Source organism: Kitasatospora sp. NPDC023176 (genome assembly GCF_055560495.1).
The window spans coordinates 12,256-37,988 of record NZ_JBVHIP010000009.1 but is presented as its reverse complement, the minus strand read 5'-3'; the positions used below and the strand labels follow the sequence as shown (position 1 = coordinate 37,988).

The following is a 25,733-nucleotide window of genomic DNA, read 5'->3' as shown; positions in this document are numbered from 1 at the left end:
CGCCGCCCCGCCACTTCCCGCCGCCGCCTCACCGCCTCCCGCCGCCCGGTGCCGCGCTACGAGCCGGAACTGCCGAAGACGCTGGTCACCCAGCCCCGCGCGGTGTCGAACCAGCCCACGACGTTGTCCCAGTAGTGCGGCAGCGGCGTGAAGTTCCACAGCGCCAGCGCGGCCACCGCCAGCACCAGCAGCACCATCAGACAGCCCTTGAGGCAGCCCAGCCCCGGGATGTACATCCGGTTGCGGCTGCGCGGCCGGCGCTCGCGCGGCGGCGCGCTCTCCCGGCGGGACGGCTCACGCGGCTCCTCCCGGGGCGGGCGGGGCTCCCGGTACTGCGGCGCGGGCGGCTCGGCCCGGCGGGTCACCGGGGTGGGCGGGGGCGGCGGGGGGTAGCCGCCCTGCGACTGGCCGTACCCGGCCGGGGCCTGCCGGTAGCCGCCGGGCGGCTGCGGACGGCCGCCGCCCTGACCACCCTGTCCGTCGTGGCCACCCTGACCGCCCTGGCCCCGCTGACCGGCCTGGCCCCGCTGACCTGCCTGATAGGGCGGCGGGGCGACCGGCGGACGCTGGGCGTAGCCGGGCGGCGGCCCCGGCCGGCGCGGGTCGGGGTGGTAGCCGGCCGGCGGCTGCGGCGGGCGGCCCGGGCCGCCCGGCCCGGACTGGTAGGGCGCCGGGGCGACCTGCGGGTCCTCGAAGTCCTCCGGGCCGAAGTAGCCGACCTGGGTCTGCTGGTTGCGGTCGCGCGCCGCCCGCAGCTGGGTCTGCCACGGGTGCGGCGTCTCCTCCTGCGGCCCGGGCGGCCCGACGGGCGGGGGCGGCGGCACCGCGGTGGGCGGCATCACCTGGGTGCGGTCCTGGGTGCCGTACGGGGGCGCGGGCGGCGGCTGGGTGCCCATCACCCGGGTCGCCGCGGCCGGGTCGTACTGCGGGCCGCCCGGAGGCGGGGGCAGCACCTGGGTCCGGTCCTCGGTGCCGTACGGGCCGCCGGGCGCGGCCGGCACGCCGCCGGGGACGGCGGTCGGCTGCGGGTCCGGCAGCAGCAGGGCGCCGACCGCGAGCGCCTCGTCCACCGCCGCCGGGGAGGCGTGCACCCCGACGCCGGCCGCGACCACCCGCAGCGCGCGGGCGAGCACGGTGGCGCTCGGCCGGTGCGCCGGGTCCTTGCGCAGGCAACGCTCGATCACCGTCCAGAGCGGCTCGGGCATGGTGCTGGGCCGCTGCGGCTCCTGCGCCAGGTGGGCCTGGAGCACGGCCAGGGCGCTGTCGCCCTGGAACGGCTGGCGGCCGGTGACCAGCTCGTACAGCATGATCCCGGCGCCGTAGACGTCCACCGCGGAGGTCTGCGGGCGGCCCTCGGCGGACTCCGGCGCGACGTACGCGGGGGTGCCGACGAACTCGTGGGTGCGGGTGACGCCCGGGGAGTCGGCCAGCCGGGCGATGCCGAAGTCGGTCAGCATCGGGTGCATCTGCTCGGTGCCCTGGACCACGGTGGAGGCGAGCAGCACGTTGGCCGGCTTGAGGTCGCGGTGGACGATCCCGTCCGCGTGGCTGGCCGCCAGCGCGTCCGCGACCTGGGCCATCAGCAGGGAGCCGGCGATCGGGCTGAACGGGCCGTTGGCGCGCAGGTAGCGGGCCAGGTCGGGGCCCTCCACCAGGTCCATCACCAGCGCCAGCAGCTCGCCCTCGACGACCAGGTCGCGGACCCGGACGATGTTCGGGTGGCTCAGCCGCAGCAGCAGCGAACGCTCGCGCAGGAAGCGCATCACGACGTCCGGGTCGGCCGCCAGTTCCTCGCGCAGCACCTTGATCGCCACCTGCTGCCCGGGCTCGCTGCCCGGCACCTGGACGTCCTGGCGGACCAGGCCGCGCCAGACCGTCCCGGTGGCACCCCGCCCCAGGGTCTCCTCAAGCAGATACTTGCTGCCGACTGGCCGCACCTGTCGCACTCCTCGCCGTGCCGCCCGCGCGGGGCGCTCCCCCGCAGGTGTGCGGTGAGCCTGCCGGGCCCGTGTTCCGGCCACTCTAACGGTGTCCGTACGGGTTTTTGAGGTGACCGGCAGGCCATCCGAGCGGGGTTGGGGGACATCCCCTAGGGGACTGCCCGGAGGCGCGCACCGGGGCCCGCCGCGGGCCCGCCGGAGCGGCGGTTGACCTGACCCTCCGTCGCCTCCACCATGGCGATGATCGCAAGATCGTCAAATCCGGTACGGTGCGCGGACCGTCCACGCCGGATGGCAGGATGGACACTCGCCACTCGTGTGGCCCAAAGGGTCGCCGAGACCGCCCCGCGCGTCCGCGACGACACCGGGCAGCGGTACCAGGCATCACACCAGCAGAAGGGACCCGCGGGCGAGATGCAGATCCGGCTGACCGTCCTCCGACCGCGCAGCGGCCCGACCGCCGCCGGCTCCGCCATCCCCTACGTGGACGTGCTGGTCACCGCACCCGTCGGCACCGCGCTCGGCGCCATCGCGGGCGCGCTCGCGGGCGCCGTCGGCGTGCGCGGACCGCGGGCCGCCACCCATGTACACCTGTACGCCGGGACACACCGAGTGGACGAGCACACCCTGCTCGGCCACCCCCCGCTGCTCGACGGCGCCGTGCTCAGCCTCAACGAGCCCGACCCGACCGCCGACGACCCCGACGAAACCCCCGCCGCCGCCGAACTGCGGGTGGTCGGCGGCCCCGACGCCGGCGGCGTGCACCGGCTGCACGGCCGGGAGATCCGGATCGGCCGCTCCGGCGAGGCCGACGTCCCGCTCGACGACCCGGACGTCTCCCGGCTGCACCTCGCCCTGCACCTCGGCGACGACGGCCGGATCGCCGTCCGCGACCTCGGCTCCACCAACGGCACCACCCTGGACGGCCGGATCGTCCCGCCGCTGCCGCCCGAGGCCGCCGTCCCGCTGGAGAACGGCGCGCTGCTGCGGATCGGCGAATCCACCCTGCAAGTCCTCGAACCACTCGGCGGGGCCGCCCGCACCGCCCTGCCCGACGGCAACGGCCACCTCCAGCTCGCCGCCCCCGGCCCGGTCCGGCCCGCGCCGCCGGTGATCGAACCGCCCGCCGCCCCCGAGCCGGCCCCGGGCCGCGGCCGCGGACTGTTCTCCCTGCTGCCCGGCCGCGCCGCCGAACCCCCCGGCCAGGAGAGCGCCGAACGCCACCACGCCGCCGTACGGCTGCGCCAGGCCGCCGCCCAGCGCGAACGCTGGCCCGACCTCGCCACCGTGCTGCTCAACGCCGTCGGCCCCGGCCCCCGACTGTGGGAACGCGGCCCCGGCCACCCCGACGCGCTCACCCTGCGCCTGGGCACCGCCGACCGCCCCGGCGGCGCCGGCACCACCCCCGGCACCATGCTGTCCGCCGTCCCCGTCACCCTCGACCTCCAGACCGCCGGCAGCCTCGGCCTCAGCGGCCCGCGCGAACGCCTCGACGCGCTCACCCGCGCCGTCGTCGCCCAGCTCGCCGCGCTCCACCCGCCGACCGGACTGAGCCTGGTCGTGGTCGACGCCGACCCGGCCCGCAGCCCCGAGGAACGCGTCGACACCTGGGCCTGGGCCCTGTGGCTGCCCCACCTGCGCCCCGTCGACGGCCAGGACTGCCGACTCCTCCTCGGCCTCGACGACGACCAGGCCACCGCCCGGCTCACCGAACTCACCGCCCGGCTCAGCGGCCCCAGCGGCCTCGGCGGGCACCCCGCCACCGTGGTCGTGGTGGACGGCCGCCCAGCCACCGAGGCCGCCCGGCAGGCCCTCGACCTGCTGCTCCGCCAGGGCCCGGCGGTCGGCATCTTCCCGATCTGCCTCGCCGAACAGCCCGAACTGCTCCCCCGGGGCCTCGGCGCCACCGGCCTGATCACCGGCGAGGTCGGCACCCAGCTCTCCCTGGACCGCCCGGTCGCCCGCGGCCGGGAGACCCTGCACGAAGTCTCGCTGGACGCCGTCTCCGACGCCTGGGCCGAACGGCTGGCCCGCGTCCTCGCCCCGCTGCGCGAGGCCGCGCCTGCCTCCCGCGGCCCGCTGCCGGACGCGCTGCGACTGCTCGACCTGCTCCAGCTCGACACCGTCACCCCGGCCAAGCTGTCCGCCCGCTGGGCCGCCCACGCGGGCGGCATCGGCGCCGCCACCGCGCTGCTCGGCACCACCCGGGACGAGCTGTGCACCCTCGACCTGGCCGACCCCGAACTCACCCTGCCCTCCCCCGACCCGGGCGGCCCGCACCTGCTGATCGGCGGCGCCCGCGGCTCCGGCAAGACCGAACTGCTGCGCACCCTGGTCGCCTCGCTCGCCGTCTCGGAACGGCCCGAGCGCCTCGCCGTCACCATCATCGAGGGCCGGGCGACCGGCGACGGCCAGGACGGCCTGGACGGCTGCACCGAACTGCCGCACGTCACCGGCCGGGTGAACGCCGCCGCCGACCCACGCGCCGCGCTCCTCGCGGCCGAGGCCCTGGAGGACGAACTCGCCCTGCGCGAGCGGCTGTTCGACGGGCTGGACTTCGCCTCCTGGCACGCCACCCGCATCTTGGACGGGCACAGCTTGGACGGACACAGCCTGGACGGGCACGGCCTGGACCGGCAGGGCCTCGACGGCCGCAACCCCGTCCCGGTGCCCGCCACCGTGGGCGCCGGGCCGGCGGGGGTGCCCCGGATCATCCCGCCACGCAGCGCCGAGGGCCCCCGCCCCACGCCCGCCGCCCCGGGCCCCGTCCCGGCCCGGCTGGTCGTCGTCGTCGACGACTACGACGCCCTGCTCTCCCCCACCTCCCCGGTCGGCCGCCCGCTGGCCCGCGCGCTCGCCGCCGTCGCCCGACGCGGCGGCCCGCTCGGCGTCCACCTCGCGGTCGCCACCGGCCGTCCGGAGGAGAGCGCCGGCACCGAGGTGGACGAGGCCGCCCTGCTGCGGATCGCCCTGCGCACCGACGACCCGGCCGACTCCGACCTGCTGATCCACCTCGGCGACGCGGCCGCCCTCCCCGAGGACACCCCCGGCCGAGGCTACCTGCGCCGGCCGGACGGCGGCGTCACCGCCTTCCAGACCGCCCGGATCAGCGGCCGCATCCCCCGCACCGCCACCCTGCGCCCCACCGTGGTCGCGATAGACCCCCTCCAACTCGGCGCCCCACCCGCCCGTCGCCCGGTCCGCGAACTCGGCAACGGCCCCACCGACCTCGCCCTCCTCGCCAGCGCCCTCCAACGCGCCGCCGCCCGCTGAGCGCCACCCCGTCGCACTGCGGAGCAGTCAGGAATGGACGAGAACGGGCGGCCCGGCCGATCACAGCCGGGCCGCCCGAACCAGAACCGGGCCCCGCCTCCTGTTCTGCGCAGGAAGTCGGCCCGCCGTCCAGTCCGGCCGGGCTGACGGCCGCTTCCGCGCGATGCTCTCCGCGACCGAGCCGCACCGCCGTAACCCCCACGTGCGCGAACTCCTGGACCGCGCCCGCCCCATGGCGACCGGCCGCCGGGTCCGACCAGCTGCGGATTTCGCGGACGCTTGGCACTCCGCGTAGTTGATGTGCTACTTTCCGCATCATCAACAGAACATAGAAGACCCCGGCGGTGGTGGAACACCCCGGGGTCCGGCACCAGGAGCTACCACTCCCAATGCAGATTCATCGTAGCGCCCATGCGCGCGCGTTCACCGTGCTTCCCAACGGCCTGTTGCAGGACCGTCGGCTCAGTTACACCGCCCGAGGCCTGCTCGCCGATCTGCTCTCCCGCCCGAACGGGTGGCGCGAGGACGGCCGGCAGATGGCCGACACCAGCATCCAGGGGCGGGGCGCCGTCCGCCGCGCGCTCAAGGAGCTGAAGGACGCCGGGTACTACCGCGTCGACACCGTACGGATGGCCGACGGCACCGTCCGCTCCGAGGCCCACGTCTTCGACACCCCGCAGCCGGCACCGGTTGTCCCCCGCCCGGCCTCCGGTGACCGGGGATCCGGCCGCGCTGTCACCCCTTCCGTAAAGGACCCGGGAGAAGGGGGCGACTCGTTACGGCGTAGGCCGGTCAGCCCTTGGGGAGGTCGCCCTTGTGGTCCACCACCGCCCGCTGCTGGATGGCGCTGAAGGACAGGACGTCGCCGCGCTTGGCCTGGCCGCTGTCCCTCAATCGGCCCCGCTGTGACAGTTCCACACCCCCACCTGTCCGCTCATCACACCGGGTTCCCCAGTACCGGAAACCAGCGGGCCCCGACGAACCGGAGGGTTCGTCGGGGCCCGGGGCGGACCGTCAGCCGGTCAGACGCACTTGATGTCGCGGTTCGCCACGGCCATCCCGGCGACCTTGCCGCCGTCCACGGTGAACTCCCACTTCCAGCCCTGCTGCCCCTCGACCGGCAACTCGTACTTGCCGCTCTTGGCCAGCTGGAGGCCCTTGGCGCCGTACGCCTGCTGGAGGTCGTCCAGGGTGGAGCCGGCGCCGATGCCCTCGGCGGTCTTCGCCTCGGCCGGGGCGACCAGCTCGCGCAGGCCGGTGGCGGCGAAGGAGACCCGGCCGGTGGCCAGGAACGCCTTGTCCCTGGCCTCGCGGGCCACCCACATGTCCGCGATGGACTGGGTGGCGTCGGCCATCAGCTTGGCGGTGGCGGCCGAGTCCTTGGCCCCGGCGGCCGAGCCGGCCGCGGCAGCGGCGGCGTCCTTGGCGGAGGCGCCGGGCGGCAGGGTGCCGGCCGGGGCGGGTGCCTTGCCCGCCGCCGCGTCCGCCTTGGCGTTGAGGTCCTTGTAGCGGGCCTCGGTGGCCGCCTCGGCGTCCATCCGGGTCTTGTCGGGCGCGGGGCCGCCCTGGTAGACGAAGTCGGTGCAGCCGTCGAGCAGTGAGACCGGAGCGGCCTCCAGCGCACCGGTGGCCAGCCCTGCGTCCTTCGCCATCAGCGGCTTCAGCCCGCGATAACCGGCCGCCGCGAAGGCCTCCGGCCCCTTGCTGCTGGGCGCGGCCGAGGTCGCCGCCGTGGCGCCCGCCTTCGCGTCCTTCTTGTCGTCGTTGCCGCAGGCCGCCGCTCCGGCGACCAGCAGCACCACCGAGACGCCCACGCCCACCGCGCGGACCGGTCCCCGGTTCTTCCCCATGTCGTTCCCCCCAGAAGTTCGTTCGCGATCACCGTACCGAAGGCGCGCCCACGACCCACAATCGGTTTTCCGGGGGTACGCGGAAGGGCCCGCATCCTCAGACGCGGGCCCTTCCGAACAACTTTCCGAACAGTCTTCCGAACAAACCGTCCGAGCAACCCCACGAACAGCCTGACGAACAGCCTGACGGACAGCCGTCCGTCAGCGCATCGAGCCGGTGCGCAGCAGGGTGCGGATGACGCGCATCGCGACCGAGAGGCTGGACAGCTCGAAGTTGTCCGAACCCCTTATGTCGTCGAGGGTGGCCTTGGCGCGGTTCAGCAGGGTGGAGTTGAGGTCCGCCCAGGCGTTGTAGCGCTCCTCGGGGGTGGCGCCCTCGGGGCCGCAGGCCAGGATGTCGGCGGTCAGCGCCGCGTGCGCCGCGAAGAGGTCCTCGCGGATCGCGGCCCGGGCCATCGACGACCAGCGGTCGGTGCGGGGCAGGTCGATGATGCGGTCGAGCAGGTGCGAGATCTGCAGGCGGTCGCCCAGGTCGTAGTACAGCTCGGCGACCTCGGCGACGTCCTTGCCGGAGCGGTCCGCGACCTCGGTGATGTCCAGGGTCGGGAAGACGGAGGACAGCCCGGCGATCCGGGTGACCAGCTCGTCCGGCACGCCGGCCGCGGCGAGCTCGCCCTGGATCTTCTCGAACCAGGCGAGGTCCTCGCCGCGCAGCGGCTTGGGCAGCGAGCCCCAGACCTGGTGGACCCGGTCGTGGAAGAACTCGATGGTGCCGGCGATGTCGAGCGGCTGGCGGCGGTTGTTGAGCATCCACCGGGTGGCGCGCTCGACCAGGCGCCGCGAGTGCAGCCGCATCTTGGTCTGGATCCGGGCCGGGACCTTGTTGTCCAGGCCCTCGATCTCGGCCCAGATCTCCTCCAGGCCGAAGACGGCCCGCGCGGCGGTGTGCGTCCGGGCGATCTCCTCGTAGGTCGCGCCGGTCTCCTCCTTCAGGCGGAAGGCGAAGGTGCAACCACCGCGGTTGATCGTGTCGTTGACGATCAGCGTGGTGATGATCTCGCGGCGCAGCGCGTGGTTGTCGATCGCGTCGGCGAACCTCGCCCGCAGCGCGCTCGGGAAGTACTCGTGCAGCGCGGTGCGGAAGTACGGGTCGTCCGGCAGGTCGGTGGCCAGCAGCTCCTCGGCCAGGATGATCTTGGTGTAGGCGAGCAGGACGGACATCTCCGGCTGCGACAGGCCGCGGCCGCTCTGCTGGCGCTCACGGATCTGGCGCTCGGCGGGCAGGAACTCCAGCCCGCGGTCGAGCTGGCCGGCCCGCTCGAAGCGGTTGATCATCCGCGCGTGGACGTTGACCATGCTGTGCGCCTGGGCGACGGCGTTGGCCAGCACCACGTTCTGCGCGTAGTTGTTGCGCAGCACCAGGCGGCCGACCTCGTCGGTCATCTCGGCGAGCAGGGCGTTGCGCTGCTTGACCGTCATGTCGCCCTCGGCGACCACCTGGTTGAGCAGGATCTTGATGTTGACCTCGTGGTCCGAGGTGTCCACACCCGCCGAGTTGTCGATGGCGTCGGTGTTGATCCAGCCGCCGGTGCGCTCGGGGCCGCCGGTGGCCGCGTACTCGATGCGGCCGAGCTGGGTGCAGCCGAGGTTGCCGCCCTCGCCGATGACCCGGGCCCGGACCTGCTCGCCGTTGACCCGGATGGCGTCGTTGGCCTTGTCCCCGACCTCGGCGTTGGTCTCGGTGGAGGCCTTGACGTAGGTGCCGATGCCGCCGTTCCAGAACAGGTCGACCGGCGCCTGGAGGATCGCCTTCATCAGCTCGGCCGGGGTCAGGCGGGTCTCCTGGATGCCCAGCGCGGCCCGGACCGACGCGCTGACCTGGATCGACTTGGCACTGCGCGGGAAGACCCCGCCGCCGGCCGAGATCAGCGACTTGTCGTAGTCGTCCCAGGAGCTGCGCGGCAGGTCGAACAGCCGGCGGCGCTCGGCGTACGAGACGGCCGCGTCCGGGTTCGGGTCCAGGAAGATGTGGCGGTGGTCGAAGGCCGCGACCAGCCGGATGTGCTCGCTGAGCAGCATGCCGTTGCCGAAGACGTCGCCGGACATGTCGCCGATGCCGACGACGGTGAAGTCCTCGGACTGGGTGTCGACGCCGAGTTCGCGGAAGTTGCGCTTGACCGACTCCCAGGCGCCGCGGGCGGTGATGCCCATGCCCTTGTGGTCGTAGCCGGCCGAGCCGCCGGAGGCGAAGGCGTCGCCCAGCCAGAAGCCGTACGACTCCGCGACGCCGTTGGCGATGTCGGAGAAGGTCGCGGTGCCCTTGTCGGCGGCGACGACCAGGTAGGTGTCGTCCTCGTCGTGGCGGACCACGTCGGCCGGGTGGACGACCTCGCCGGCCACCAGGTTGTCGGTGATGTCGAGCAGCGCCGAGATGAAGGTCTTGTACGAGGAGATGCCCTCGGCCAGCCAGGCGTCGCGGTCCACCGACGGGTCCGGCAGCTGCTTGGCGACGAAGCCGCCCTTGGCGCCGACCGGGACGATGACGGTGTTCTTGACCATCTGGGCCTTGACCAGGCCGAGGATCTCGGTGCGGAAGTCCTCGCGCCGGTCGGACCAGCGCAGACCGCCGCGGGCGACCTTGCCGAAGCGCAGGTGCACGCCCTCGACCTGCGGCGAGTAGACCCAGATCTCGAACGCCGGGCGCGGGGCCGGGAGGTCCGGGATGGCCTTCGGGTCGAACTTCATCGACACGTAGGAGTGCCACTCGCCGGTGCCGTCGTGCTGGAAGAAGTTGGTCCGCAGGGTGGCCTTGATGAGGTGCAGGAAGGAGCGCAGGATGCGGTCCTCGTCCAGCGAGACGACCTCGTCGAGCGCGCCGGCCAGCTCCTCCAGGATGCCCTCGGTCAGCTCGGCGGCGCCCAGCTGGTGGCTCGGGCTCAGCCGGGCCTCGAACAGGTTGACCAGCAGCCGGGTGGTGTGGGTGTTGTTGCGGAGCGCGTCCTCCATGTAGTCCTGGGAGAACGTGGAGCCCGCCTGGCGCAGGTACTTGGCGTACGCGCGCAGCACCATCGCCTGGCGCCAGTTCAGCCCGGCGGTGAGGACCAGCTCGTTGAAGCCGTCGTTCTCGGCCTTGCCGGTCCAGGTCGCCGCGAAGGTCTCCTGGAAGCGCTCGCGGGCCTCGTCGGTGAGCTCGGTGGCCTCGCGCAGCTTCAGGCCGAAGTCGTACACCCACGCGGTGGTGCCGTCGGAGCGGCGCAGCGCGTACGGGTGCTCGTCCAGCACCTCGACGCCCAGGCGCTGCAGGACGGGCAGGACCTCGCTGAGCGAGATCGGGCCGCCGACCCGGTAGATCTTGAAGCGGCGCTCGTCGTCGCCCGCGCCGACCGGCTGGTACAGGTTCAGGCGGAAGTCGCCCTCGCCGTGCAGCGCCTCGATCTGCTTGATGTCCGAGACGGCGGTGCGCGGCGGGAAGTCGGCGCGGTAGCCGTCGGGGAAGGCGTTGGCGTACTTGTGGCCGAGCTCGGCGGCCTTCTCCTCGCCCAGTTCGGTGTGCAGCTGGTCGTGGAAGCCGTCCATCCAGAACCGGGCGGCCTCGGCCAGCCGGTTCTCGATCCGCTCGATGTCGGAGTCGGTGAGCCGGGGCAGTTCGGTGCCCGGGGCGACCCGGACCACGAAGTGCAGACGGGTCAGCACCGACTCGGTGGCGTACACCGTGTAGTCGATGGTGGCGCCGTTCAGCTCTTCCTTGAGGATGTCGGTGAGCAGCAGCCGGATGCGCGTGGTGTAGCGGTCGCGCGGCAGGTAGATGAAGGCGGAGAAGTAGCGCCCGTACTCGTCCTGGCGCAGGAAGAGGCGCAGCTTACGGCGCTCCTGCAGGTAGAGCACGCTGGTGGCGATGGAGAGCAGCTCGCCGGCCGAGGTCTGGAAGATCTCGTCGCGCGGGAAGGTCTCCATGATCTGCAGCAGGTCGCGGCCGTCGTGGCTCTCGCTGGAGAAGCCGGAGTCGTCCAGCACCTCCTCGACCTTGCGGCGCACGACCGGGATGCGGGTGACCGACTCGGTGTAGGCGGCGGAGGAGAACAGGCCGAGGAAGCGGCGCTCGCCGGTCGGCTCGCCGGCGGCGTTGAACTTCTTGACGCCGACGTAGTCCAGGTAGGCCGGGCGGTGCACGGTGGAGCGGCTGTTGGCCTTGGTGAGGACCAGCAGCTTCTTCTCGTGGGCCTTGGCGCGGACCGGGGCGGAGAGCCGGCCGAAGGCCTCGGAGACCGAGTGGTGGCGGTCGTCGTGGCTGTGCGGGTCGGAGCGCAGGATGCCCAGGCCCGTCCCGGCGACGGCCTTGAGGACCTCTTCGCCCTCGTGCTCGACCAGGTCGTACTCGCGGTAGCCGAGGAAGGTGAAGTGGTCGTCGGCGAGCCAGCGCATCAGCTCCCAGGCCTCGCCGACCTCCTGCTCGGCCAGGCCGGCCGGGGGCTCCTCGGCCAGCTCGTCGGCCAGGCGCAGCGAGCTGTCGCGCATCTTGCCCCAGTCCTCGACGACCTCGCGGACGTCGCCGAGCACGCGGCGCAGGTTGGTCTCGATGCTGTGGAGGTCGTCGCGGTCGGTCTCGCGGTCGATCTCGATGTGCATCCACGACTCGACAGTCGCGTCGGCGGGCCACTCGGTGCCGGCGGCCTGGCTGCGGGCGCAGGCGTCGACGTCCAGGATCTCCAGCAGCTTGCCGGTGATGTCACGGCGGACGACCAGCTGGGGGTGGATCACGATGTGGATCGCGCGGTCCTGGCGGGACAGCTCGTTGGTGACGGAGTCGACCAGGAAGGGCATGTCGTCGGTGACGACCTCGACCACGGTGTGGCCGCAGGACCAGCCGTTCTCCTCCACCGAGGGGGTCTGGACCCGCACCTCGGCGGTGCCCTGGGGGCGCTTGAGGCCCAGGCGGTAGTGGGAGGCGGCCGCGCCGTACACGTCGACCGGGTCGCGGTCGACCAGGTCCTCGGGCGCGGTGTGCAGGTAGTAGTGGTGCAGGTACGCGGTCAGAGCGCCGTTGCTCAGACCCTCCCCAGGCGCCGCTCCCCCCACCTGGCTGTTCTCAGCGGCTACGGCTGCCTTCTTGAGCAGTTCGGCCTTGGCTGCGTCCAGCTTGGTCTGCATGACTTCTTGGCTCCTGTCGCGCGCCGTTGCGTGACTCGGTGGTGTGTGGGTGTACACCGACGGGTCGCTCGCAATCCTGCCGCACCGTCCGACTGAAAGGGGCTCATGGCACGCATGAAACGCCCTCCCAGCGGGTAGGACGTTTCGTTCGTCCTGCAAGCCACCCGACGACGTCAGCCAGCCTAACCGGATCAATCGAAGGTGCACAGGGACAGGGAGGCGCAATCCCGCAGGATGTCGGGTCCGTCCTGGACACCATGTCCAAACCGGAGTGCCATGTTCGCTTTCAGCCCATATGCGGGTAACCGTGCCGGGTCGGCGGGACGAAGGTCTCCTTGATCGCCCGGGCCGAGGTCCAGCGCAGCAGGTTCTGCGCGGCGCCCGCCTTGTCGTTGGTCCCGGACGCCCGGGAGCCGCCGAAGGGCTGCTGGCCGACGACGGCACCGGTCGGCTTGTCGTTGATGTAGAAGTTCCCGGCGGTGAAGCGCAGCGCCTCCACCGCCTGGGCGATGGCGTAACGGTCCTGGGCGATCACCGCGCCGGTCAGGCCGTACGGGGCGCCCGAGTCGACCCGGCCGAGCACGTCGTCCCAGCGGGAGTCCTCGTAGACGTGGACGGCCAGGATCGGGCCGAAGTACTCGGTGCGGAAGATCTCGCCCCGGTGGTCGGAGGAGACCAGCACGGTCGGCCGGACGAACCAGCCGATCGCGTCGTCGTACTGGCCGCCGGCCACCAGTTCGACGGTCGGATCCGCCTTCGCCCGCTCGATCGCGATCCGGTTCCGCTCGAAGGCCCGCTGGTCGATCAGGGCGCCCATGAAGTTCGACAGGTCGGTGACGTCGCCCACCGTCAGGGCGTCCACCTCGGCCAGGAAGTCGTCCTTGATCTTCAGCCAGAGGCTGCGCGGCAGGTAGGCGCGGGAGAGCGCCGAGCACTTCTGGCCCTGGTACTCGAAGGCCCCGCGGATCATCGCGGTCCGCAGGATCTCCGGGTCCGCCGAGCGGTGGGCCAGCAGGAAGTCCTTGCCGCCGGTCTCCCCGACGATCCTCGGGTACGTCCGGTAGCCGCCGATGTTCGCGCCGATCGTCTGCCAGAGCGACTGGAAGGTCGCGGTCGAGCCGGTGAAGTGCAGCCCGGCGAAGGCCGGGTCGGCGAGCGCCACCGGGGAGACCTGAAGGCCGTCGCCGGTGACCAGGTTGATCACCCCGGGCGGCAGACCGGCCGCCTCCAGCAGCCGCATCAGGTGGTACGCGGCCAGGGTCTGGGTCGGCGCGGGCTTCCAGACCACGGTGTTGCCCATCAGCGCAGGGGCGGTGGGCAGGTTGCCGGCGATCGCGGTGAAGTTGAACGGGGTGACCGCGTAGACGAAACCTTCCAGCGGGCGGTGGTCGACCCGGTTCCACACCCCCGGGGAGGAGATCGGCTGCTCCGCCAGGACCTGCCGGGCGAACCCGACGTTGAACCGCCAGAAGTCGATCAGCTCGCAGGCGGAGTCGATCTCGGCCTGCTGCGCGGTCTTGGACTGGCCCAGCATCGTCGCCGCGTTGAGCGTCTCCCGCCACGGCCCGGCCAGCAGGTCGGCGGCGCGCAGGAAGACCGCCGCCCGGTCGTCGAAGGAGAGCGAGCGCCACTGCCGCCCGGCCGCCAGCGCCGCGTCCACCGCCAGCCGGGCGTCCTCCCGGGTGGCGTTGCCGAGCACACCCAGCTTGGCCGCGTGGTGGTGCGGCTGGACGACGTCGATCCGCTCGCCGCTGCCGAAGCGCTGCTCGCCGCCGATGGTCATCGGCAGCGGGATCTGCTCGGCGGCCAGCTCGTCCAGCCGCCGGACCAGCCGGTCCCGCTCCGGGCTGCCGGGCGCATACCCGCGCACCGGCTCGTTGACCGGGGTCGGCACCTCGGTGACTGCGTCGATGGGCATGGCGGCTCCGTCCTGGCGGCGGCTCGGGTTCGGGCCGGGGGGTGCGGGCTGAGGTGTCGGGCTCGGGCTCGGGTTGGGCTCGGGCTCGGGTTGGGCTCGGGCTCGGGCTGGGGTTCGACACCAGCCTGACCAGGCCCGGACCGATCCGCCCGTCCAGACACGCCAACGGCGGACGTGGCGCCCGCCACGTCCGCCGTTCGGGACGGCCCGGCTCAGCCCGCCAGCCGGCCCGCCAGCTCGACCGCCTCGGCCAGGCTGTCCACCACCGGGACACCGACCGGCTCCAGCTTCTCCCGGGTGTGCGAGCCGCCGGTGTACAGCACCGCGTGGGCCCCCGCGTGCAGCGCCGCCAGGGCGTCGTCCGCCGCGTCGCCGATCAGCACCGTACGGGCCGGGTCGACCCACTCGCCGAGCTCGGCCAGGTGCCGCGTCAGCTGTTCCGCCTTCTGACCGCCGGACGGGCCGCTGCGGCCGTCCACCCGCAGGAAGCTGCCGGTCAGACCGAAGGAGTCGACCAGCGGCACCAGCTTGTCGTGCACGTACATCGACAGCAGCGACTGGCTGTGCCCGGCCTCCCGCCAGCCCGCCAACAGCTCGGGCACGCCCTCGGTCAGGCCACAGGTCGGGCTGAGCTCGCGGTAGCGGTCCTGGAAGGCGTCGTCCAGCCGCAGCCACTCCTCCGCGGAGGGCATCCGGCCGAGCAGACGCTCGTAGAAGCGGGGGATCGGGATCTCGTACTGCTCCCGGTACTCCTGCATGGTCATCGGGCCGACGCCGATGGTCGCGAACGCGGCGTTGCTCGCGCCGAGGACCGCGTCCATGTCGTGGAAGAGGGTGCCGTTCCAGTCCCAAACGATGTGAGTGCGCACGGGATCAAACGGTAACCCGAACGGCCGACACGCCGGTAGGACGATCCTCACCCCGGCGGGCCGGGCCGCGCCCGGACTGCGGTCTCAGGCCAGCAGCGCGGGGATCTCCTGGGTCGCGTACCAGAGCAGGTCGTGGTCCTCCGCGCCGTCCACGGTGAACTGGGCGTCCTGGTCGCCCGCGTCGGCCGCGGCCACCGCCGCCACCGCCGCCGCGACATCCTCGACCACCTCGTCATCGGCCACGTCGGCGTGCACCGAGGCGGCCTTCGCCAGCTTCACCGGGCCGGCCAGCACCACCCGGCCGAGCGAGGCCTGGTCCTGGTACTCGTCGCCGGGGAAGGGCCGCACCGCCGAGTCGGCCACGTCCAGCGCCACCACGACGCGCCGGCGCGGGGAGTCGGGGTCGGCCGCCAGCAGCCGCAGCGAGGACTGCGCGGCCCGGTTCAACGCCGCGTACTCCAGCTCCTCCAGGTCGTCACTCACGTACCACTCGCGCAGTGCGGGCGTCACGGCGTACGCGGCGGACTGCTCCAGGGCGCCGCCCTCGTGCGCCGCCGCCAGGCCGGTCAGGGTGGTGGGCACGTACACGCGCATCGGTGGCACTCTCCGGTTCGTCCAGCGGGGGTTCGTCCAGCAGGGGGTTCGTCCAGCGGGACGGTCGTCCAACGGGGTGGTCGTCCAACGGCACAGCATCCAGCGCCCCAAGAATAAGCGCCGCCGGGCCGCCCGTGATCACCTCGGGCCGGGCCCGCGCCCGGCGCCCAGCGCCTCCCGGCTGCTCCGCAGGGCGCTCTCCAGCACCTCGCCGCGGCGGGCCGGGTCCATCAGGTTCGGGCCCATCACCGCCAGGTCGGCCAGGTTCGGCGCGAGCAGCCGCACCCGGACGCCCTCGGCCCGCAGCAGCGCGGCCTCGCGCAGCAGCTGCCGGGTCACCGCGCGCCGGTAGCGGCTGACCAGCTGGGCCAGCACGCCGCGCGGGCGGTCCCGGACCCGCCACTCGCGCAGCACGGCCAGGGTGCCGCGGTCGGGGCGCTCGGCCCGCGGGCCCAACCGCAGGGCCATCGGGGCGAGCACGTACACCTCGTCCAGGCCGCGGCCGAGCAGCAGGTCGGCGTTGGTGGCCGACCAGCAGCCGCCGTCCACGTACGCCGAGCCGTCCAGGCGCACCGGGGCGAACCAGCCGGGGATCGCGCAGGAGGCCATCACGGCGTCGGCCACCGGGACGGCCGGGGCGTCCGGGTCACCAAAGACCACCCGGTGGCCGCTGCGGTAGTCCACGGCGGCCACCCGCAGCGGCGCGGCGGCCGGGCTCGGCGCCACGGCGCCGGGGCTGTCGTCACCGGGGGCCTCGTCACCGGGTCCCTCGTCGCCGGGGGCCTCGTCACCGGGTCCCTCACCACCGGGGCCCTCACCACCGGGATCGTCCGCGCCCGGGGTCTCCGCGCCGGGGCCCGCCGCTCCCTGCGTCGACCAGCCGCCCGGGCCGAGCAGCCCGCGCACCAGCTCGCCGACCGGGGCCAGCGAGCCGCGGCCGTGCGGCGCCATCGCCGAGACCATGGTCAGCAGCGGGTACTCGCGCGGGTGCCGGACGGCGTCCCGCAGCAGGTCGGGCGAGCCGATCCCGGCCCGGGGGCGGGGCGGCAGCGCGCCGCCCACCGCCGTCTCGTAGTCGAACGCCACCCCGGCCAGCGGGCCCTCGGTGATCGGCAGGCCGCGCTGGTGGTCGCGCAGCTGCTCGGGGCGCACGCCCCCGGCCAGCAGCGCGGCCAGGATCGCGCCCGCCGAGGTGCCCAGCAGCACGTCCGCCTCGCCCGGCCGGTGTCCGGTGGCCTCCTCGACGGCGCAGAGCGCACCGACCGTCCAGGCCGCGCCGAGCATCCCGCCGCCGCCCAGCACCAGCCCGCGCCGGAGTGCGCCCCCGGCGGTCGGGCTCGGCGAAGCCACCGCCCGTGGGGTCGTCCCGACTGTCGTCATCCCGGCCGCCCGTCGTCGTGGGGATCGGGTCAGGCTCCGATGGTGCGCGTGGACGGCCGGGCGGCGCAACGGGAGCCCGGGGCCGGGCCACCCGGTCCGCCGTACCCGGGCGTCCCCTTTCGGGCCGTACGGCCCGTCCCCGCACGTCAACCGGGCGCCGCCGGAACGATCGCCGGGCCCGTCACCGCACTGGCCGACTCACCCGGATAGGTGAACTTCACGCCGGGCCCCGAGCCGCCCGAAATCGCGTTGCCGCTCGTGATCACCGCCGCCAGCCTTGACCCGTCCGTACTCGCACCACCCTTGCCGGGAGCCACCGTGACCATCCGCCCCACCACCCACCACAGCGCCCACCACACCACCCATCCCGCCGCCCACCTCGCCGCCCGCCCGCACCGCCGGGTCCGCGCCTCCGGCGGCTGCGACCCGGCCGGGCGCCGGCCGCGCCACCCGCGCGCCGCCTGTGCCGACGCCGCCGGCACTCCCGGCGCTCCTGGCACTCCCGGCACCGCCGCGCCGGTCCGGCACGACGCACGGGCGCTCGCCGCCCGGTTCGCCCACCAGCTGGTCGAGGTGCTCACCGGCGCCCGGCCCTCCGGCCAGCTGATGCGGCACACCAGCCTGGACGGCTACGGGCAGCTCGCCTCGCTGGTCCGGGCCGGTGCGCTGCGCCGCGGCGGCCCCGCCGACCGGCCCCGGCTCGGCCCGGTGCACGACCGGTCACCCTCACCCGACGCCGTCGAGGCCTGCGTACGGGTCGACCTCGGCCGTCGGCACCACATGGTGGCCTTCCGGCTGGAGCAGCGCGGCCCGGCCGGCCAGTGGCAGTGCACCGCCGTGGAGGCCCGATGACGACCACGGCGCACAGGACGACCACGGGGCACGGGACGGCGCAGGGCGCCGCCCCGGTACGGGAGCAGCGCCCTGTGCGGCGTCCTGCGGCGGGCTCAGCCCTTGCGGCGGCGGCCCTTGGCCGACTTGGCGGCCTTGCGGCGCTCGGCGCGGGTCAGCCCGTCACCCTCGTCGTCCGGCACGGCGTCCTCGAAGTCGCCCTCGACCACACCGCCGCCGACCTCCTCCGAGGGGGCCGTGTAGTGCAGCCGCTGGGGCTTCGGGGCCTCCAGGCCCTTGGCCTTGATCTCCGGGCGGGCGGCGTCCTTCTCCAGCTTGTCGAGCAGCACCTCGGCGTCCGCCACCGGCACCTCCTCGACCTGCTGCTCGACCTGGACCTCCAGGTTGAACAGGTAGGCGACGGACTCCTCCTTGATGCCCTCCATCATCGCGGTGAACATGTCGAAGCCCTCGCGCTGGTACTCGACCAGCGGGTCGCGCTGCGCCATGGCCCGCAGGCCGATGCCCTCCTGGAGGTAGTCCATCTCGTAGAGGTGCTCGCGCCAGCGGCGGTCCAGCACCGAGAGCACCACGCGGCGCTCCAGCTCGCGCAGGATCTCCTCGCCGAGCGTGTCCTCGCGGGCGCCGTACTGCGCCTGGATGTCCTCCTGGACGACCTTGATCAGGAACTCGGGGGTCAGGCCGGCCGGACCGCCGACCTCCTCCTCCAGCTCCGCCAGGTCCAGGGTGATCGGGTAGAGCTGCTTGAACGCCGTCCAGAGCTTGTCGAGGTCCCAGTCGTCCTCGAAGCCCTCGCCGGTGGCCGCCTTGACGTAGGCCTCGACGGTGTCGTCCATGAAGTGGCCGACCTGCTCCTGCAGGTCCTCGCCCTCCAGCACGCGGCGGCGCTCGCCGTAGATGACCTCGCGCTGGCGGTTGAGCACCTCGTCGTACTTCAGGACGTTCTTGCGGATCTCGAAGTTCTGCTGCTCGACCTGGGTCTGCGCGGAGGCGATCGCGCGGGTGACCATCTTGGACTCGATCGGCACGTCCTCGGGCACGTTGGCCATCGAGAGCACGCGCTCGACCATGCCGGCCTTGAACAGGCGCATCAGATCGTCGCCCAGCGACAGGTAGAAGCGGGACTCGCCCGGGTCGCCCTGACGGCCGGAGCGGCCGCGCAGCTGGTTGTCGATCCGGCGGGACTCGTGCCGCTCGGTGCCGAGGACGTAGAGGCCGCCGGCCTCCTTGACCTCGTCCTGCTCGGCCTTGACCGAGGCCTTGGCCTTCTCCAGCGCGGCCGGGAACTCGGCCTCGTACTCCTCCGGGTTGTCCACGGAGGAGAGCCCGCGCTGAGCCAGCTCGGCCGCCGCCAGGTGGTCCGGGTTGCCGCCGAGCATGATGTCGGTGCCACGGCCGGCCATGTTGGTGGCGACGGTGACGGCGCCCTTGCGGCCGGCCTGGGCGACGATCTGCGCCTCGCGCTCGTGGTGCTTGGCGTTCAGCACCTCGTGCGGGATGCCGCGCTTGCGCAGCTCCTGCGACAGGTACTCGGACTTCTCGACCGACACGGTGCCGACCAGCACCGGCTGGCCCTTCTCGTGCTTCTCGGCGATGTCCTCGACCACGGCGGCGAACTTGGCCGGCTCCGACTTGTAGATCAGGTCGGGCTGGTCGATGCGCAGCGGCGTCTTGTTGGTCGGGATCGGCACCACGCCGAGCTTGTAGATCTGGTGGAACTCGGCGGCCTCGGTGGTGCCGGTACCGGTCATGCCGGACAGCTTGTCGTACAGCCGGAAGAAGTTCTGCAGGGTGATGGTGGCCAGGGTCTGGTTCTCGTTCTGGACCTCCACCCCCTCCTTGGCCTCGATCGCCTGGTGCATGCCCTCGTTGTAGCGGCGACCGGCCAGGATGCGGCCGGTGTGCTCGTCGACGATCATGACTTCGCCGTTCATGACGACGTAGTCCTTGTCCTTCTTGTACAGCTCCTTGGCCTTGATGGCGTTGTTCAGGAAGCCGACGAGCGGGGTGTTCACCGACTCGTAGAGGTTGTCGATGCCGAGGTAGTCCTCGACCCGGGTGACACCCTCCTCCAGGACGCCGACGGTGCGCTTCTTCTCGTCGACCTCGTAGTCGCGGTCGATCTTCAGGCGCAGCACCAGCTTGGCGAAGTCGGCGTACCACTTGGTCGCCTGGTCCGCCGGGCCGGAGATGATCAGCGGGGTGCGGGCCTCGTCGATGAGGATCGAGTCGACCTCGTCGACGACCGCGAAGTTGTGCCCGCGCTGGACGAGTTCGTCCTTCGACCAGGCCATGTTGTCGCGCAGGTAGTCGAAGCCGAACTCGTTGTTGGTGCCGTACGTGATGTCCATCGCGTACTGGCGCTTGCGCTCGGCGGGCGTCATGTTGCCCAGGATCACGCCCACTTCGAGGCCGAGGAAGCGGTGCACCCGGCCCATCCACTCCGAGTCGCGCTCGGCGAGGTAGTCGTTGACGGTGATCAGGTGAACGCCCTTGCCGGTCAGCGCGTTCAGGTACGTCGGCAGGGTGCCGACGAGGGTCTTGCCCTCACCGGTGCGCATCTCGGCGACGTAACCGAGGTGCAGGGCCGCGCCACCCATGATCTGGACGTCGTAGTGCCGCTGGCCGAGCACGCGCTTGGCCGCCTCGCGGACGGTGGCGAACGCCTCGGGGAGGATGTCGTCCAGGGACTCGCCATCCACGAGTCGCTGCTTGTACTCGTCGGTCAGCGCGCGCAGCTCGGCGTCGGTGAGGTTGACGAAGTCCTCTTCGATGGAGTTGACCTGGGCAGCAATCCGCTGCAGCTTGCGAAGGATCTTGCCTTCGCCGGCGCGCAGGATCTTGTCGAAGACGGACACTTGAGCGGGCTCCTTGCCTGTATTGGCACTGGACGACTGCACGGGGGGTCCACCCCACCGCACGGGCCATCGTATGCGAGGAGTCCAACGCGCCGGGAGGTGCGTCAGCACGGTATTCCCGTGTCACCCGCGCGTGCACATGGACCGATAGCATCGCCCACCGGGGCAAAACGGTCGAAGGACCGGGGAGTTGGCCGTATATCCGGATGCCCGCGTTCCCGCTGCCGACGAATAATCCACCCATGGAAGAACCACCGGGTGCACCCGCCTCCCTCCCCACCCTCACCACCGACCGCCTGGTCCTACGGGCCCCGCAGGAGTCGGACGTCGACGCGATCTTCGCCGCCTGCCAGGACGCCGAGATCCAGCGCTGGACGGTCGTCCCGGTCCCCTACCGCCGTGAGGACGCCGAATTCTTCGTCCACACCCTGGCCCCCGGCGGGCTGGCCGGGGGCACCGAGTTCATCTGGTGTGTGGTCGAACGCGGGACGGGCCGCCTGGTCGGCACCCAGGCGGTCGTCCGCAAGCCGGACGACCCGGCCGCCGGCTCGGTCGGCTGGTGGACGGTGAAGGAGCAGCGCGGCCGCGGCCACACCGTCGAGGCGGCCCGCGCGGTCGCCCGCTGGGCGCTCACCGACCTCGGCCTGCGCCGCCTCCAGTGGCTCGCCTACGTCGGCAACGAGGGCTCGCGCGCGGTCGCCGAGCGGGTCGGCTACCGCTACGAGGGCACCCTGCGGTCGTACGCCGACCAGCGCGGCGTCTTCCACGACGCCTGGATCGCCTCGCTGCTCCCGTCCGACCTGGACTGAGCCCGCGCCGGGCCCCACGAAGCCACACGAGCCGTACGAGCCGTACGAAGGCGTACGAGCCGCACCAGCCGCACGAAGGCGCACGAAGCCCGCGCTGAACCGGGGCCCTGCATCGGGACCCCGCACCGGGGCCCGCTGTCGGTCCCCCCGGCTACGCTCGCCGGCATGACCGCCGCCTCCGCCGAGCCCGCCCCCGTCACCGTCCTGAGCGCCGACGACGCCCGCCGGATCGCCCTGCGCGCCCAGGGCCTGCTGGGCGCGCCCGACCGCCGCTCCGGGGTGCGCGGGGTGCTGCGGCACCTGGGCGCGGTCCAGCTGGACACCATCTCGGTGCTGGCCCGCTCGCACGAGCTGGTGCCGTACGCCCGGCTCGGCGCGGTCGGCCGCCCGGCGGTCGAGGCGGCCTACTGGGGTGCGGGCACCAGCTTCGAGTACTGGTCGCACGCGGCCTGCGTCCTGCCGGTCGAGGAGTGGCCGCTGTTCGCCTTCCGGCGCCGCCGCTACCGCGACCGCGGTCAGCTCTGGAGCCACCAGGTCTCGCCCGAGACGTACCGGGCGGTGCTCGACAGGCTGCGCGCCGAGGGGCCGTTGACCTCCACCGAGCTGGGCGGTGCCAAGCGGACCTCCGAGTGGTGGGACTGGTCCGACACCAAGATCGCGGTGGAGCGGGCGCTGGCCTTCGGGGACGTGGTCTGCACCGAGCGCCGGAGCTGGAAGCGGGTCTACGCACTGGCCGAACAGGCCATCCCCGACGCCCTGTTCGGTCAGGACCGGTCCGACGAGGAGTGCGTGCGCACCCTGGTCGCCCAGGCCGGGGCCGCGCTCGGCGTGGCCACCCGGGCCGACCTGCTGGACTACCACCGGCTGCGTGCCGAGGAGTTGGACGCGGTGCTGGCGGACACCGGGCTGGTCCCGGTCGAGGTGGCGGGCTGGGGCCCGGGCGGCACCCGGGCGGCGGCCTGGGCCGACCCGGCGGCCCTGGCCACCGCCCCGCGCGGGCGCCACCGCACCACGCTGCTCTCGCCGTTCGACTCACTGATCTGGGACCGCGCCCGCACCGAGCGGATCTTCGGGATGACCCACCGGCTGGAGGCCTACACCCCCAAGCACAAGCGGGTGCACGGCTACTTCGCGATGCCGCTGCTGGCCGGCGGCCGGCTGGTCGGCCGGGTCGACCCGGCCCGGGAGGGGCGCACCCTGGTCGCCCGGCAGGTCTCGCTCGCCGGCGAGCACGGGCGCGAGCGAGGCCGGGGCGCCCGGCACGTCGAGGTGCTGGCCACCGCACTGCGCGAAGCGGCCGCCTGGGTCGGCTGCGACGGAGTGCGGGTCGGAGCGCTGCACGACGAACGGCTGCGCCCGACCCTGGAGAAGCTGCTCGCGAACTAGGCCCCGTCCGGGCCCGGGTGCGGCGGCGAGCGCCGGTCACCCTATCTCGAGGATCTTCTCCCGCATCGCGTACACCACGGCCTCCATCCTGGAATGCAGTTGGAGCTTCTCCAGGATGTTGCGGACGTGGTTCTTCACGGTGTTCTCGCTGATGAACAGCTCCTTGGCGATCTCCCGGTTGTTCATTCCGGTGGCCACCTGTTTCAGTACCTCCAGCTCCCGGTCGGTGAGCCGGGGGGCGGGCACCAGGTCCCGGTCGTCGGAGCGCCGCTGGATCATCGACTTGAACTCGGTGAGCAGCTTGGAGGCCATCGACGGGCTGATCTGCGACTGCCCGTCGGCGACCGCCCGGATCGCGGTGGCGACCTCGTCGGTGGAGATCTCCTTGAGCAGGTAGCCGGTGGCCCCCGCCTTGATCGCCTCGTAGAGGTCGGCCTCCTCGTCGCTTATCGTCAGCATGATGATCTTGGTGCTGGGCGCCACGTCCTTGATCGCCGTACAGGCCTCGATCCCACTGCGGCGCGGCATCCGGACGTCCATCAGGATGATGTCGGGCAGCAGGTCGGCGGCCTTCAGCACGGCCTCGGCACCGTCCCCGGCCTCGCCGACGACCTTGATGTCCGGCTCCTCCGCCAGGACGATCTCCAGCCCCCGGCGGAACAACGCGTGGTCGTCCACCACCAGAACGCGGATCGGCTCACCCCGGCGCGGCGCGTACGCGGGTTCCTCCTCCGGCCCCGGTGGCAGCCCGGTGACCGGCCCCGTAGCGGGCCCCAGCCCGAAGTGATCCCCCATCCGCTCCTCCCCCTTCGCGGGTCAACGTGCGCCCAATCATTCCACGCCCCGCCACCGCCGCGGTCACCCTCCGGCGCCGATTCCCCCGCATCGGGTGACCCCGGGCGCAACGGACCCGAGCACCGTTCGAACCCGTCCCACCGCGCGGTGCCCGGTACGGGCGAAACGCCCCGGAACGCCGGTGACCCCGGCGGCCACTGCCGCCGGGGTCACCGCTCCATCGTCACTGCCGGGACGGTCAGTCCTCGTCGTCGAACCGGCCGATCGCACCGCCCGCGCCACTGGCCACGCCGGCCGCCATGTCCGGCTGCACGTGGATGACGCCGTAGTGGTAGCCGTGCCGGCGGTAGACGACGCTCGGCAGGCCGCTGTCCTTCTCCACGAACAGGTAGAAGTCGTGGCCGACCAGCTCCATCTCGTAGAGCGCCTGGTCCAGCGCCATGGGGGCGGCCGAGTGCGTCTTCTCCCGGACCACCAGCGGGCCTTCGCCCTCCACTTCCAGGGATCCCATCATGGTCTTGCGGACGACCCCGTTGGTCTCGCCCTCCGGCGCCGTCGGCTCAGGCAGCGCGGCCAGGGCCGCGGTCGCCTCGGCGACGCTGATGGGGGTGCGGCCGTTCGCGCCGCCCTTGTGCACCCGGCGCCGGTCCGCGGACTTGCGCAGCTGCGCGTCGAGCTTCGCCGAGGCCAGGTCGAGCGCCGCGTACGGGTCGGCGGCGGCGGCTTCGGCCCGGATCACCGGGCCACGGGTGCGAAGAGTGATCTCCACGCGGTCGGACCGGTCGGCCTGCCGCGGGTTGTGCTCCTTGGACACCTCGACGTCGAGGCTGATCACCTTGCCGTCGAACTTCTGGACCTTCTCCAGCTTCTCGGCCACGTGCTCGCGGAACCTCTTGGGCACCTCGGTCTTGCGGCCCTTGACGACGATGTCCACGCAGAACTCCGATCCCTCGTGCTGACGCCGATCCGGGTGCTACCGGACCGGACTGAGCTCCAGCTGGACCAGCCCATCCACTGCCGGCCCCCCGCCCCCGCCACCGGCGGGAACGACTGGCCCTCATCTCACTTCCTCCCCATCAGGGACGGTTGAAACCCCCTGGAGCCTTATCGAACACCTCAGGCGGGGTTTTCGCCTCCCCGGGCGGAACGATGGGTATGACCCGATACTGCGGGCGGTGCTGGAGGCGGGCGGTCAAACTGTTGCACCCTGTCTACCCTCCTGCGGGTGAAGTAAGGGTAAATACCTGGACAACGCCCCCCATACGGCGGATCCTGTGCTGACTCTCCGTGCCTGCCGCCGCCAGGAGCAGCCGTGCCGCCGTCCCCCTCCCCCTCCCGTCCGCCGTCCGCACGGACACCGTTCGGCCACGCACTGGCCGGGCTGCTGGACGTCCTGCTCCCCGCGGACTGCGCCGGTTGCGGGGCCGAACGCGGCCAGCTCTGCCCGGCCTGCCGGCAGGCCCTGACCTCCGCCCGCCCCGGCCCCACGCTGCTGCCCTGGGCGCACGCGGCCGCGCCGTACACCGACCCGGTGCGACAGCTGCTGCTCGCCCACAAGGAGCGCGGCGCGCTGCGGCTGGCCGGGCCGCTCGGCGAGGCGCTCGGACGGGCGGTGCGCTCCGCCCTGGGGGCCCGGGCCGGGGTCGCGCCGCCGCTGCTGCTGGTGCCGATGCCCTCGGCCCGCTCGGCGGTGCGCGCCCGGGGCCACGACCCGACGCTGCGGCTGGCCGGGGCCGCCGCCCGGTCGCTGCGCCGGGCCGGCCTGGACGCCCGGGCCGCGCCGCTGCTGCGGCACGCCCGTCCGGTCGCCGACCAGGCCGGGCTGAACGCCGCCGAGCGGCGGCGCAACCTGCACGGCGCGCTCACCGTCCTGCCGCACGCCCGCCGGGGCCTGGCCGGCCGTCAACCGGTGTTGGTGGACGACCTGGTGACCACCGGGGCGAGCCTGGCCGAGGCGGCCCGGGCGCTGGCCGACGCCGGACTGCCGGCCCGGGCCGGCGCCACGGTCGCGGCCACCGAGGTGCGGCCGGCCGGCTGAGGCCGGTACGCCGGCCGGTCCGC

The 25,733-nt window shown here is 73.2% G+C and carries 16 protein-coding genes; 5 read left to right on the top strand and 11 right to left on the bottom strand.

Annotation, left to right across the window (positions count from 1 at the left end; genetic code table 11):
* Nucleotides 1-56: 56 nt before the first annotated feature.
* Complete coding sequence (locus tag ACZ3YL_RS15180) at nucleotides 57-1,937, bottom strand: serine/threonine-protein kinase (RefSeq protein ID WP_465657635.1); 1,881 nt, start codon at nucleotides 1,935-1,937, stop codon at nucleotides 57-59.
* Nucleotides 1,938-2,354: 417 nt separating this feature from the next.
* On the opposite strand from ACZ3YL_RS15180, the gene ACZ3YL_RS15175 reads away from it, so the two are divergent.
* The gene (locus tag ACZ3YL_RS15175) at nucleotides 2,355-5,213 is read left to right on the top strand and encodes an FHA domain-containing protein (RefSeq protein ID WP_465657861.1); all 2,859 of its coding nucleotides are present in this window, start codon (nucleotides 2,355-2,357) and stop codon (nucleotides 5,211-5,213) included.
* Between the two features lie 792 nt (nucleotides 5,214-6,005).
* Here ACZ3YL_RS15175 and ACZ3YL_RS15170 read toward each other — a convergent pair.
* From ACZ3YL_RS15170 to ACZ3YL_RS15140, 7 genes are all read right to left on the bottom strand, one after another.
* A complete protein-coding gene (locus ACZ3YL_RS15170; protein ID WP_262986022.1) occupies nucleotides 6,006-6,131 on the bottom strand; it encodes a hypothetical protein in 126 nt (41 codons plus the stop codon).
* A gap of 104 nt (nucleotides 6,132-6,235) precedes the next feature.
* Nucleotides 6,236-7,063, bottom strand: coding sequence for a hypothetical protein (locus ACZ3YL_RS15165; protein ID WP_188305397.1), 828 nt, complete (start codon nucleotides 7,061-7,063; stop codon nucleotides 6,236-6,238).
* Nucleotides 7,064-7,264: 201 nt separating this feature from the next.
* Nucleotides 7,265-12,211 (bottom strand): NAD-glutamate dehydrogenase, encoded by a 4,947-nt coding sequence (locus ACZ3YL_RS15160; RefSeq protein ID WP_188305398.1) that lies wholly within the window; start codon nucleotides 12,209-12,211, stop codon nucleotides 7,265-7,267.
* 286 nt (nucleotides 12,212-12,497) lie between these two features.
* Nucleotides 12,498-14,123, bottom strand: a complete 1,626-nt coding sequence (pruA, locus tag ACZ3YL_RS15155; RefSeq protein WP_188305401.1) for an L-glutamate gamma-semialdehyde dehydrogenase — start codon at nucleotides 14,121-14,123, stop codon at nucleotides 12,498-12,500.
* A gap of 218 nt (nucleotides 14,124-14,341) precedes the next feature.
* Nucleotides 14,342-14,998, bottom strand: a complete 657-nt coding sequence (locus ACZ3YL_RS15150) for an HAD family hydrolase (protein WP_465657630.1) — start codon at nucleotides 14,996-14,998, stop codon at nucleotides 14,342-14,344.
* Between the two features lie 84 nt (nucleotides 14,999-15,082).
* Nucleotides 15,083-15,592 (bottom strand): DUF6912 family protein, encoded by a 510-nt coding sequence (locus ACZ3YL_RS15145; protein WP_465657627.1) that lies wholly within the window; start codon nucleotides 15,590-15,592, stop codon nucleotides 15,083-15,085.
* A 138-nt stretch (nucleotides 15,593-15,730) separates the two neighbouring features.
* Nucleotides 15,731-16,942: a patatin-like phospholipase family protein gene (locus tag ACZ3YL_RS15140; protein ID WP_465657625.1), complete on the bottom strand. Its 1,212-nt coding sequence runs from the start codon at nucleotides 16,940-16,942 to the stop codon at nucleotides 15,731-15,733.
* A gap of 348 nt (nucleotides 16,943-17,290) precedes the next feature.
* Here ACZ3YL_RS15140 and ACZ3YL_RS15135 point away from each other — a divergent pair, with 348 nt between their 5' ends.
* Entirely contained in the window at nucleotides 17,291-17,824 is a 534-nt protein-coding gene (locus tag ACZ3YL_RS15135; protein WP_465657622.1) for an Rv3235 family protein, read from the top strand.
* A gap of 95 nt (nucleotides 17,825-17,919) precedes the next feature.
* On the opposite strand, the gene secA is transcribed toward ACZ3YL_RS15135, so the two are convergent.
* Entirely contained in the window at nucleotides 17,920-20,682 is a 2,763-nt protein-coding gene (gene secA, locus ACZ3YL_RS15130; RefSeq protein WP_188306605.1) for a preprotein translocase subunit SecA, read from the bottom strand.
* 242 nt (nucleotides 20,683-20,924) lie between these two features.
* On the opposite strand from secA, the gene ACZ3YL_RS15125 reads away from it, so the two are divergent.
* Nucleotides 20,925-21,491, top strand: coding sequence for a GNAT family N-acetyltransferase (locus ACZ3YL_RS15125; RefSeq protein WP_188306606.1), 567 nt, complete (start codon nucleotides 20,925-20,927; stop codon nucleotides 21,489-21,491).
* A gap of 165 nt (nucleotides 21,492-21,656) precedes the next feature.
* Nucleotides 21,657-22,877, top strand: a complete 1,221-nt coding sequence (locus tag ACZ3YL_RS15120) for a winged helix-turn-helix domain-containing protein (protein WP_465657614.1) — start codon at nucleotides 21,657-21,659, stop codon at nucleotides 22,875-22,877.
* Nucleotides 22,878-22,913: 36 nt separating this feature from the next.
* Here ACZ3YL_RS15120 and ACZ3YL_RS15115 read toward each other — a convergent pair whose 3' ends face one another.
* Nucleotides 22,914-23,672 (bottom strand): response regulator, encoded by a 759-nt coding sequence (locus tag ACZ3YL_RS15115; protein WP_188306608.1) that lies wholly within the window; start codon nucleotides 23,670-23,672, stop codon nucleotides 22,914-22,916.
* Nucleotides 23,673-23,910: 238 nt separating this feature from the next.
* Nucleotides 23,911-24,606, bottom strand: coding sequence for a ribosome hibernation-promoting factor, HPF/YfiA family (gene hpf / locus ACZ3YL_RS15110; RefSeq protein WP_188306609.1), 696 nt, complete (start codon nucleotides 24,604-24,606; stop codon nucleotides 23,911-23,913).
* Nucleotides 24,607-24,984: 378 nt separating this feature from the next.
* Here hpf and ACZ3YL_RS15105 point away from each other — a divergent pair, with 378 nt between their 5' ends.
* Nucleotides 24,985-25,710 (top strand): ComF family protein, encoded by a 726-nt coding sequence (locus tag ACZ3YL_RS15105; RefSeq protein ID WP_465657609.1) that lies wholly within the window; start codon nucleotides 24,985-24,987, stop codon nucleotides 25,708-25,710.
* Nucleotides 25,711-25,733: the final 23 nt, after the last annotated feature.

What these genes read in the sequence shown, in the direction of transcription:
- ACZ3YL_RS15125 (WP_188306606.1), top strand. Translation starts at nt 20,925, where the DNA reads ATGGAAGAACCACCGGGTGCACCCGCCTCCCTCCCCACCCTCACCACC.
- ACZ3YL_RS15120 (WP_465657614.1), top strand. Translation starts at nt 21,657, where the DNA reads ATGACCGCCGCCTCCGCCGAGCCCGCCCCCGTCACCGTCCTGAGCGCC.
- ACZ3YL_RS15145 (WP_465657627.1), bottom strand. Translation starts at nt 15,592, where the DNA reads ATGCGCGTGTACGTGCCCACCACCCTGACCGGCCTGGCGGCGGCGCAC.
- ACZ3YL_RS15160 (WP_188305398.1), bottom strand. Translation starts at nt 12,211, where the DNA reads ATGCAGACCAAGCTGGACGCAGCCAAGGCCGAACTGCTCAAGAAGGCA.
- ACZ3YL_RS15175 (WP_465657861.1), top strand. Translation starts at nt 2,355, where the DNA reads ATGCAGATCCGGCTGACCGTCCTCCGACCGCGCAGCGGCCCGACCGCC.
- ACZ3YL_RS15165 (WP_188305397.1), bottom strand. Translation starts at nt 7,063, where the DNA reads ATGGGGAAGAACCGGGGACCGGTCCGCGCGGTGGGCGTGGGCGTCTCG.
- ACZ3YL_RS15115 (WP_188306608.1), bottom strand. Translation starts at nt 23,672, where the DNA reads ATGGGGGATCACTTCGGGCTGGGGCCCGCTACGGGGCCGGTCACCGGG.